8 protein-coding genes are annotated in these 10785 nt (G+C 57.2%); 5 read left to right on the top strand and 3 right to left on the bottom strand.

The features are described 5' to 3' along the window. From DWV16_RS07850 to DWV16_RS07830, 5 genes are all read left to right on the top strand, one after another. Positions 1 to 1560, top strand: a 1560-nt coding sequence (locus tag DWV16_RS07850; protein ID WP_243007290.1) for a V-type ATP synthase subunit A, incomplete at its 5' end; no start/stop codon positions are given. 14 nt (positions 1561 to 1574) lie between these two features. Next, complete coding sequence (locus tag DWV16_RS07845) at positions 1575 to 2987, top strand: V-type ATP synthase subunit B (protein WP_066455842.1); 1413 nt, start codon at positions 1575 to 1577, stop codon at positions 2985 to 2987. A 24-nt stretch (positions 2988 to 3011) separates the two neighbouring features. Beyond that, the gene (locus DWV16_RS07840) at positions 3012 to 3647 is read left to right on the top strand and encodes a V-type ATP synthase subunit D (protein ID WP_066455848.1); all 636 of its coding nucleotides are present in this window, start codon (positions 3012 to 3014) and stop codon (positions 3645 to 3647) included. Between the two features lie 90 nt (positions 3648 to 3737). Further along, complete coding sequence (locus DWV16_RS07835; protein ID WP_118478592.1) at positions 3738 to 4469, top strand: carboxylesterase; 732 nt, start codon at positions 3738 to 3740, stop codon at positions 4467 to 4469. 80 nt (positions 4470 to 4549) lie between these two features. Continuing rightward, positions 4550 to 6814, top strand: coding sequence for an EAL domain-containing protein (locus DWV16_RS07830; protein WP_118478590.1), 2265 nt, complete (start codon positions 4550 to 4552; stop codon positions 6812 to 6814). Positions 6815 to 6860: 46 nt separating this feature from the next. Here the strand turns inward: DWV16_RS07830 and DWV16_RS07825 are convergent, their stop codons facing one another. The 3 genes from DWV16_RS07825 to DWV16_RS07815 all read right to left on the bottom strand — a co-directional run. Beyond that, positions 6861 to 8519, bottom strand: a complete 1659-nt coding sequence (locus DWV16_RS07825) for an alpha-glucosidase (protein ID WP_118478588.1) — start codon at positions 8517 to 8519, stop codon at positions 6861 to 6863. 453 nt (positions 8520 to 8972) lie between these two features. After that, positions 8973 to 9827: a carbohydrate ABC transporter permease gene (locus DWV16_RS07820; RefSeq protein WP_118478586.1), complete on the bottom strand. Its 855-nt coding sequence runs from the start codon at positions 9825 to 9827 to the stop codon at positions 8973 to 8975. Continuing rightward, the coding region (locus tag DWV16_RS07815) for a carbohydrate ABC transporter permease (RefSeq protein WP_370218946.1) at positions 9827 to 10785 on the bottom strand (959 nt) is incomplete at its 5' end. The genes DWV16_RS07815 and DWV16_RS07820, both read right to left, overlap by 1 nt.

The following is a 10785-nucleotide window of genomic DNA, read 5'->3' as shown; positions in this document are numbered from 1 at the left end:
GGGGGGCCGCTCTGCGCGACCTTGGGCCCGGGCATCCTCTCGAACATCTTTGACGGCATCGAGCGGCCGCTCGGCGAGATTGCAAAACAGTCCGGCCCGTTCATCCCGGAGGGCGCGGACATCCCGTCGCTCGACACCGAAAAGAAGTGGCCTGTCCAGATTCGCGTGAAGGCGGGCGATATGCTCGCGCCTGGGGACGTTTACGCCGTCACCCAGGAGACCGCCATCATCGAAAACCGGGCCATGTGCCCGCCGGATCTTTCCGGCGAGGTGGTTTCGGTCCGGCCGGACGGGGATTACCGGGTCTTTGACACGCTCATTACCGTCCGCGACCAGAAGGGCAGAACCCACGATCTCGCATTGGCGCAGAAGTGGCCCATCCGCGTTTCGCGGCCGGTCTCAGAGCGCCTGCCGATCGACCGCCCGCTCATCACCGGACAGCGGGTTATCGACACCCTCTTCCCCATTGCCAAGGGCGGCACCGCCGCCGTGCCGGGGGGCTTTGGCACCGGAAAGACGATGACCCAGCATCAGCTTGCCAAATGGTCGGACGCGGACATCATCGTCTACATCGGCTGCGGCGAACGCGGCAACGAGATGACCCAGGTGCTCAAGGAGTTCGGCGACCTGATCGACCCCAAGTCCCAAAAGCCTCTGACCGCGCGCACCGTGCTGATCGCAAACACCTCCAACATGCCGGTCGCGGCGCGCGAGGCGTCGATCTACACCGGCATCACGCTGGCGGAATATTACCGCGACATGGGCTACCACGTCGCCGTCATGGCTGATTCGACCTCCCGTTGGGCCGAGGCGCTCAGGGAGATCTCCGGCCGCCTGGAGGAGATGCCCGCCGAGGAGGGCTTCCCCGCCTATCTGCCGAGCCGGATCTCCCAATTCTATGAGCGCGCCGGCTATATGAAGAATTTAAACGGCACGGAAGGTTCGGTCTCGATCATCGGCGCGGTCTCGCCGCAGGGCGCGGACTTCTCCGAACCGGTCACCCAGAACACCAAGCGGTTTGTGCGCTGCTTCTGGGCGCTCGACAAGAACCTGGCCTATGCCCGCCACTATCCGGCGATCAACTGGAACACCAGTTACAGCGAATATCTAGACGATCTGGCGGACTGGTACGAAAAGAACATCTCCCCTGACTTTCTCGAACGGCGGCAGGAGATTTCCACCCTGCTGCTCGAGGAAAACAAGCTGATGGAGATCGTAAAGCTGATCGGCTCCGACGTGCTGCCGGACGACCAGAAGCTGGTGCTCGAAATCGCGAAGGTGGTGCGCGTCGGCATTTTGCAGCAGAACGCCTACCACCGCGACGACACCTACGTCCCCCTCCCAAAACAGCTTAAGATGATGCAGGTGGTGCTCTATTTCTACCGAAAATGCCAGGAAGTCGTGGCGCGCGGCGTGCCGATTTCCGAAATTGTCGATACCGGTCTTTTTGAAAAGATCACCAAGATCAAATATGATATCCCGAACGATCAGCTCGCGCTGTTTGACGACTATTATAAAGAAATCGACGACAAGCTGGGCAAGCTTGATCGTGCGTTTTAAGGGGGCGGTCAGGAATGCTGCAATTTGTAGGACTCAATGAAATCAACGGCCCACTGATCGCGTTGGACCATGTGGCGGGTGTTTCGTTCGACGAAATGGTTGCGCTCAAGATGGAAAGCGGCGAACAGCGGTTCGGCCGTGTGGTGCAGATTGAGGGGGACCGCGCGGTGATCCAGGTGTTTGAAGGCACCCGCGGCATGTCGCTCACCAACGTGAGGACCACCCTGCTCGGGCACCCGATGGAAATGCCGCTTTCCACCGAGGTGCTCGGCCGTATTTTCAACGGTTCCGGACGCCCGATCGATGGGCTGGGGGAGATTTTCTGTGAAAAGAGCGCCGACATCAACGGCAAGCCGATGAACCCGGTCACCCGCGAATATCCCCGCAACTATATCAACACCGGCATCTCCACCATCGACGCGCTTGCGACTCTGATCCGCGGCCAGAAGCTGCCGATTTTTTCCGGCTCCGGCATGGGTCACAACAAGGTCGCGGTTCAGATGGTGCGTCAGGCGCGCCTTTCCGGCACCGATGAACAGAACTTTGTCATCGTTTTCGCCGCCATGGGAGCCAAGAACGACGTGGCCGACTACTTCCGCCGCTCGTTTGAAGAGGCCGGTGTCATGGAAAAGGTCGTCATGTTCCTGAACCTTTCGAACGACCCGATCATCGAACGCATCCTGACGCCGCGCTGTGCGCTGACCGTCGCGGAATACCTTGCGTTTGAGCACGGCATGCATGTGCTGGTTGTCATGACCGACATCACCGCCTACTGCGAGGCGCTGCGCGAGTTCTCTTCCTCCAAGGGCGAAATCCCGGGCAGGAAGGGCTTCCCCGGCTATCTTTATTCCGACCTGGCGTCCCTTTATGAGCGCGCCGGGATCATCGAGGGCAGTTCCGGTTCGGTCACCCAGGTACCAATCCTCACGATGCCCAATGACGACATCACCCACCCGGTTCCGGACCTCACCGGCTATATCACCGAAGGCCAGATCGTGCTCGACCGGCAGCTCGACCAGACCGGCGTCTATCCGCCGATCGCGGTTCTGCCTTCCCTTTCCCGCCTCATGAAGGACGGCATTGGCGAGGGCTATACCCGCGCCGACCATTCCGACTGCTCCAATCAGCTGTTCGCCGCCTACGCCAAGGTACAGGACGCGCGGGCGCTCGCATCGGTCATTGGTGAGGAGGAGCTGTCCGAGGTGGATAAAAAGTATATGTATTTCGGCAGGATGTTTGAGCAGCACTTTGTCAACCAGGGCGCGCGGGAAAATCGTTCGATCGAAGAGACGCTCGACCTTGGATGGATGCTGCTTTCGCTGCTGCCGCGTGAGGAGCTCGACCGCGTCAGTGAAAAAGTGCTCGCCCAGTACTACCGTCCCGAGGCCGCGCTTGAAAAGTTCGGCAGCGCGCCGTCGGCGTCGTAACCGGGCGCGCCGGGAGGGAGCAAGATGGCAAATGAACTGAATGTGACCCCAACCAAGGGCAGCCTGATGGCGCTGCAGAAATCCCTGTCGCTTTCGACGCTGGGGTTCGACCTGCTCGACCGCAAGCGCAATATCCTCATCCGGGAAATGATGCTGCTCATCGACAAGGCAAAGACCCTGCGTGGCGAGATCAGCAGTACCTATGCCCAGGCTTATGAGGCGCTGCAGGATGCGAATATCACCCTCGGCGTGGTCCGGGAGACCGCGCTGGCGGTTCCGATTGACGATGGGTTGTCCATCACCTACCGCAGTGTGATGGGGGTGGAAATCCCCAATGTGCATCTGGCCGAGCGGAAGATCGAGATGTGCTATGGCATCGACCAGACCAATTCCCGCTTTGACTACGCGGTCGTCTGCTTTGAAAAGGTAAAACAGATCACCGCCCTGCTGGCCGAGGTGGAGAACAGCGTTTACCGCCTGGCAAATGCAATCCGCAAAACCCAGCGGCGCGCCAACGCGCTGGAGAATATCGTGATCCCGCGCTATCAGGAGACGATCAAATTTATCACCGACGCGCTGGAGGAAAAAGACCGCGAGGAATTTTCCCGGCTGAAGGTCATCAAAGCGGTAAAACTGAAAAAGAACAAAGCGCCTGCATGATCGCAGGCGCTTTTCTTTTCATTGACAGGGAGCCTTTTGGACGGTAAACTGGGAAAGGCGGCTGTATGAAATGTGAAAAGAAGGGGTTCTATGAAACGGACACATATCGAGATCGCAGGCATCCCCGCCGTCCTGTGGGGAGAACAACCGGGCGGCAGGCTGTTTTTGGCGGTGCATGGAAACCTCTCCCACAAGGAGGACGAAGTGATCGCCCTGTTTGCCAAAGAAGCTGATTTGGCGGGCAGCCGCACATTGAGTTTTGATCTGCCCGGCCATGGCGCCCGCAAAGCCGGCGGCACGGCCTGCAAGGTACAGGACTGCGTGCGGGATTTGCGGACAGTCCTGGACTTTGCATTGGAAAAATCGGACGATTTGGGCCTGTTCGCCTGTAGCATGGGGGCGTATTTCAGCTTGATCGCCCTCGAGGACGCGCCCATCCGGCAGGCGGCGTTTCTCTCCCCGGTGACCGACATGGAGGCGCTCATCCGCGGGATGATGCAGGCGGCCGGCGTGAGCGAAGCGCGCCTTCAGGCGGAACAGGAGATTGACACGTCGTTTGGACAGACGCTCTACTGGGACTATTTCTGCTACGTCCGGGAGCATCCGGTCAAACGCTGGGAGGCCCCGACCGAGATCCTTTCCGGCAGCCTTGACAGCCTGTGCCCAGCGGCGGTTACGGCCGATTTTGCACGGCGGTTTTGCTGCGGCCATACAGTGATGGCCGGCGGGGAGCACTTTTTCCACACCGCCGGGCAGCTCGAAGCGTTTCGGCAGTGGCTCCGGGAGAAGGTATTCCGCGGCAAAAAAGAGGGCCCGATGTAAAAATAAGTGTGACAAATTGCTGCAGATATGCTACCATAAGTCTGGCTGGGAAAAGCAGGGGCCGCAAAATAGGAGACTGTATGCAAAATGCCAAGGACAAAAAAAATATTCTGCAAACGGCCGCCCTGCTGACGCTGGCAGTGCTGGTCCTGGTCTGCTGCGCTCTGTTTTATATCCGCTCGGTGAACGCTTCGCTCAAAGAGGAAGCGCTGCAATATCTTTCGGAGGTGTCGCGGCAAGGGGCGAATGTGGTCGAGCAGCAGATGGAAGGCGATATGCGGATGCTTCGCACCATTGCCGGCGCAATAGGTTCGCTGGAGGAGTTTACGGTCGAAAAGGGCCTTGAGATGCTGAAAAAAGAAGTTCGGACCACCAGCTTCAAGCGGATGGGTCTCGTGTTGAAGGACGGCACTGCCTACCGTACCGACGGAGAGAGCACCATGGATCTGAGCGAGCGGGAATATTTCCAGCGCGCGCTGGAAGGAGAATCCGTCGTTTCAAACGCGTTACAGGATTATGTGGACAGCAAAACCATCTATGTCTATGCTGCCCCGGTCTATAATGAGGACGAGATTCTCTGTGTGATCTACGCCACCAACGACGCCTCGGTCTATGCGTCCACGCTGAATGTGCGTCTGTTCGGCGGCGCGGGATATTCCTATATCACCGACCGGAAAGGGGAAATCCTGATCTATCCGGAGCATCCGGACAGTATGCCCGGCTTGGGGAATGTTTTTCGGGGCTTTGACCATGGGACCGAGCTGCAGAGCGCACAGCTCGAAAAAATGCGGGATGATATGGCCCATGACCGGGACGGGGTGATCGAATACCGGCGCGCCGGCCAGCGGCGGTACATGTCTTACATGAATATCCGGGTCAACGACTGGTATATGGTTTCCGCGGTTTCTGCAAGTGTTGTGTCCACCCGGTTCGGTTATCTCAGTGGCCTGACGCTGTTTGCGTGTGTCTCGGTGCTGACGGTTATGATCGGGATGTGCTGGTATATTGTCCACAGCAAGAACCGCAACCGGCATGAGCTGGAGCGGCTTGCCTATACCGACCCGGTGACCGGCGGAATGAACTGGAATGGTTTTTTGCGCGCCGCAACCGCCGCGCTTGCCGCCTCTGGCGACGCGCCATATGCCATGGTAAGCTTTGATATCGATAAATTCAAGGTTCTGAACGATCTGTTCGGCCATGAGGAAGGCAACCGCACGATGTGCAACGGGCGCATCCTTGGGAAGGAGTTGGGTCCGGATGAACCGTTTGCGCGGTCCTCAGCGGACAATTTCAATTTCCTGATGCATTATGACGGCCGGGAAGAGGCCGCTGCACGGATCTCCCGGATTGATGCCAAAATCCGGCAGGTGCACGAGGGCTTCCGCGTGCAGTATACGCTGGAGTTTTCCTTCGGGGTTTATCCCATCGAAGATAAGACCCTTTCCCTCAGTGTAATGAGCGACCGGGCGGGCATTGCCCGCAAGGAGGTCAAGGGGATTCACGACCAGCTGATCGCTTTTTACGATCATACGGTGCGGGACCGCATCGTCGCGGAGAAAAATATCGAAAATGAAATGGTGGAGGCGCTTGTACAGGGACAGTTTGAGGTTTATCTGCAGCCCAAGTACAAACTTTCAAACCGGTCGCTGGAAGGCGCCGAGGCGCTTGTGCGCTGGAACCATCCCACCAAGGGGATCATTCAGCCGGGCGCGTTCATCCCGGTGTTTGAAAAGAACGGCTTTATCGTGAGCCTGGATGAATTTGTGCTGGAACGGGTGTGCGAAACGCTGCGCGGCTGGCTGCTGGAGGGAATTGAACCCGTGCCGGTCGCGGTGAACATCTCCCGCCTGCACCTGCATGACAGCTGCTTTGCAAAACGGGTGCGGCAGATTGTGGAACAGTATGAGGTGCCTTGCCGGTATCTGCAGCTGGAGCTGACCGAAAACATCGTGCTTGATTTTGAAAACATCGACCGCACGGCGGAATTGATGATCCAAATGAAGAAGCAGGGATTCACCTTTGCCATGGACGACTTTGGAACCGGATATTCCTCCCTGAACCTGCTGCGCAGCCTGCCGGTCGATGTGGTGAAACTTGACAAGGCGTTTTTCGGGGAGAAATCGGACGGCGGCCGCGGTCGCTCGGTGGTGGCCGATGTGGTTGCGCTTGCCAAACATCTGGAGATGCAGGTGGTGGCAGAAGGGGTGGAAACCGCTGAACAGGTCGATTTTCTCACAGAGATTGGGTGCGATGTGGTTCAGGGTTACTTTTTTGCCCGGCCGATGCCGGTGAACGCCTTTGAACGGATCTACTGGAACCGGAATTTTTCCACGGCTGGAAAGTGAAGAAAAAAGAACCCCCGGGCCTTTGGGGAAGGGCCCGGGGGTTTATTCAGCAGAGGATGACCTGCGCTTCATAGGGCAGAAGCACCCCGGACTCCCAGACTGGCCTGCCTGTGTAGTTCGAGAGCAGGATTTTTCCGGCAGGCGGTTTTGCATCGAGCCGGAGATCCTCACCGGTCAGGTTGAGCAGGACGAAGAGCTGATCGCTCTCCAGTGTGCGGACATAGGAATAGATCGCCGGATCGTCCGGCAGAAGATCCTGAAAGGTTCCATATACAAATACATTATGTTGTTTTCTTAATTGAATTAACTTTTTGTAGTATTGAAAAACCGAATGTGGATTCGCAAGCTGCTCCTTTGCGTTAATTTTGGGGTAATTGGGGTTCACCCGCAGCCAGGGCGTGCCGGAGGTGAAGCCGGCGTTCTCGCTGTCGTCCCACTGCATAGGGGTGCGGGCGTTGTCGCGCCCGATGCGGTTGATCTGCGCGAGCGCGGCCACAGGGTTAAAATCCGGTTTTTGGCGTTCGGCGGCAATCCAATTATGGATTTCCACATCCTGAAAGTCCTCGAACCGGTCAAACCGCACATTGGTCATCCCCAGCTCCTCCCCCTGGTAGATAAACGGAGTGCCCTGCAGCGTGTGGATGAGGGTGGCAAGCATGGTGGCGCTTTCGTACCGATAGCGGGTGTCGTTGCCGAAACGGGAAACCTGCCGCGGCTGGTCATGATTGGAAAGGTAGTTGCAGTTCCACCCGATACCGTTCAGGCCTTCCTGCCAGGCGGTCAGCACCTTTTTCAGCGCAATGGGGCGGTATTCGGCTTTTTCCCATTTGTTTTTGCCAACGTCGATGGTCATATGCCCGAACTGGATGATCATATTCAGTTCGCGGCGTTTTGGATCGGTGTAATCGCGCCCGTCCTGCGGCGTCACGCCGGAGGTTTCCCCCACGGTCATGCAGCCCGCCGGAGCAAAGACTTCATCATGCAGCTCGCGCAGCCATTCGTGATTGGCCGGCAGGTTGGAATGCAGCTTGAACGCATCCTGGTACTTTCCGGCCTTTGTGACCGGCGCGTCGGGCAGGCCAGGCTGTTTGGCGTAGAGGTTCGCGGTATCGATGCGGAACCCGTCGATCCCCCGGTCGAGCCAGAATCGGGCAATGTCCTTGATTTCGCGGCGCACTTTGGGGTTTTCCCAGTTGAGGTCGGGCTGTTCCCTTGTGAACAGATGCATATAATACTGTCCGGTTGGTTCGTCATACTGCCAGACCGATCCGGAAAAGATTGATTCCCAGTTGTTGGGCTCCTCCCCGCCTTTCCCATCCCGCCAGATGTAATAATCCCGGTAGGGGTTTTCTTTCGATTTGCGGCTTTCCAGAAACCACGGGTGTTGGTCGGAGGTATGGTTCACGACCAGATCCATAATGAGCCGCATGCCGCGCGCATGCACGTCGGACAAAAGGGCGTCCCAATCCGCGAGCGTACCGAACTCCGGGAGAATGTCCCGATAATCGCTGATGTCATAACCGTTATCCTTACCCGGGGACTGATAGACTGGCGAAAGCCAGATCACGTCGACCCCCAATTCTTCGAGATAATCGAGCTTTGCGCGGATGCCGCCAAGGTCCCCCATCCCGTCGCCGTCCGAATCACAGAAAGACCGGGGATAAACCTGATAGACCACCGCCTCTTTCCACCATGCACGCTGCATATCGTTCCTCCTAACGTTTTTTTGCGCCTTTCAGGCGCCCGAAAGTACTTTCTTGCTTGTGCAAGAAAGTACCCAAAGAACACACGCGGGGACACCCCGCGGCCCCGATCTACGGCCTAAGAGCCGCCGCTCTGCGGCGGTTGGCCTCCGAAATACTCGCTGCGGCTCGTAATGTGCTCCATGAAAGCTGCCTGCGGCAGAAATGGCGCGCAATCTGCTTTGGCAAAACGAGGGACGCCGCGCTTGGCAGCCTGCTCGCCTGACGGCGAAGCGCGCTTACGCGCGACGGCTGCTCACGGGGGCTTTCCACCCCCGTGTCCCCCGGCAAAGAGTCGTCTGCGACGACCCGCCGCCTTTGGCGGCGGATTCGGGATAAGGAGCGCGGGACCGGTTTTCCCAATCTTGCGAAAACCGGCTGCGCCGGATAAGGACAAACCGATTGAAAAATTCGCGTCAGGTTTTCACCGCACCGTCCGAAATGCCCTTGATGAAATATTTCTGTAAGCTGAGGAAAACCAGGATGATCGGCAGCACCGAAACAAGCACCGCCGGGAAGATGAGTTCCCAGGGGCTTCCGTACTGCCCTGACAGTATTTTCGCAAAATAAAGCTCCAGCGTCAAGGTCTTGATGCCTTCGGCGTTGCCGATCACCAAAAACGGCAGCAGATAATCGTTCCAGATCCACATGCCGTTTAGGATAATCACCGTCACGGTGGTCGATTTGAGCAGCGGGAATACCACCAGGAAGAACACCTGCAGGATATTTGCCCCGTCGATGACGGCTGCCTCCTCAATCCCCTGCGGTACGCTTTTGATAAAGCCGTGATAGAGGAATACGCTCATTGAAAGTCCAAAGCCGCCGTACATCACGATGAGGCCGGGCGTATTTTTCAGCCCGAGCGTATCCATGAAGGAGAGCAGCGGATACATAATCGACTGGAACGGGATCAGCATGGCTGAAACGAACAGGAAAAAGATCAGCCCGCTGATTTTGGTTTTGTTGCGCACCATCATCCAGGCCGCGAGCGACGACACGACAACGATCAACGCGATCGAAGCCGCGGTAATCACGAAAGTGAGCCCGAGCGATTTGAGGAAGTGGATTTTGTCCGCCGCGTTTTGCAGATAGGAAAAATTCCAGCTCTGCGGGAGCGCGAGCGGATTGCGAACAATTTCCGACTGGCTCTTGAAGGCGTTCACCAACAGAAAATAAAGCGGCATCAGAGTATAGACTGCGAACAGGGTCAGGATGAGATACCGGACGGCATCCCCAGCCGTGACCCGGTGATGATATTTTTTGTCCTCCATCAGAGCTCCACCTCCTGCTTTTTGGTCAAGGAAACCTGTGCCAGCGTGATAACAGCGATCATCACAAAGAAGATGACCGCCTGCGCCTGCGCAAGCCCATAATCCGGCGGCGTGGTGTCCTTGGTGGTGCGCAGGATCTGCATGGCCAGCATACGGGTGCCGAAATTGCCATCGGTGAGGGCGATGTTCTGATCGAGCAGTTTGAAGGAGTTGGCGAGCGTGAGGAATACACAGATAGTGATCGATGGCATCAGCATTGGAACGGTCACATGCCAAAATTGCTGCCACCAGGTGGTTCCATCGATCTCCGCCGCCTCGTAGAGGTCGCCCGGGATGTTGTTGAGCCCGGTCACGTAAATAATCATCATATACCCGGCAGTCTGCCAGACCATCATAATCGCAAGCGCGAAAAGCGCTTTGGTCTGGTCCTGTAACATATATGCGAGAAAATCCACCGGGATGATCCCGTTCGGCCCAAACAGGAGATCGGTATAAATGGTGTTGAAGATGATCTGCCAGATGTAGCCGAGCGCCAAGCCGCCCAGCAGGTTCGGCAGGAAAAAGACGGTCCGGTAAGCGCCCGCGCCGCGCCGCACGCCATTGACCAGAAGCGCAAAGACAAGCCCAGTCAGATTGATGGCGACGACCGCCACAACCGTATAGCGGAAGGTGTACCAGAGGCTCTGCATAAATCGCTCGTTCTGGAACGCACGCAGATAGTTTTTGATCCCGACGAAAGATTCATACCAGGCGCCGCCGCCTGAAAAATAGGTTCCGCGCCATCCGGTGAACGAATAAATTACCCCCAGTATAAACGGAATCAAAATCACCAAAACGAATAATATAATTGCCGGAAGCACCAGCGGAAAAAACCATTTTTTATAGTAGCCTTCCATTTCTTTGGCCTCCTTGGATGATGAGGTTATGTACATGCGCCGGGGCTCCGGCGCACGGCGGG

The organism is Anaerotruncus sp. AF02-27 (genome assembly GCF_003465835.1).
Classification (GTDB): domain Bacteria; phylum Bacillota; class Clostridia; order Oscillospirales; family Ruminococcaceae; genus Anaerotruncus; species Anaerotruncus rubiinfantis.
This window is presented reverse-complemented; position numbering and strand designations above follow the sequence as displayed.

Excerpts from the sequence above, each read along its gene's own strand:
- DWV16_RS07835 (WP_118478592.1), top strand. The coding sequence starts at position 3,738 with ATGAAACGGACACATATCGAGATCGCAGGCATCCCCGCCGTCCTGTGG.
- DWV16_RS07830 (WP_118478590.1), top strand. The coding sequence starts at position 4,550 with ATGCAAAATGCCAAGGACAAAAAAAATATTCTGCAAACGGCCGCCCTG.
- DWV16_RS07825 (WP_118478588.1), bottom strand. The coding sequence starts at position 8,519 with ATGCAGCGTGCATGGTGGAAAGAGGCGGTGGTCTATCAGGTTTATCCC.
- DWV16_RS07820 (WP_118478586.1), bottom strand. The coding sequence starts at position 9,827 with ATGGAGGACAAAAAATATCATCACCGGGTCACGGCTGGGGATGCCGTC.
- DWV16_RS07845 (WP_066455842.1), top strand. The coding sequence starts at position 1,575 with ATGCTGCAATTTGTAGGACTCAATGAAATCAACGGCCCACTGATCGCG.
- DWV16_RS07840 (WP_066455848.1), top strand. The coding sequence starts at position 3,012 with ATGGCAAATGAACTGAATGTGACCCCAACCAAGGGCAGCCTGATGGCG.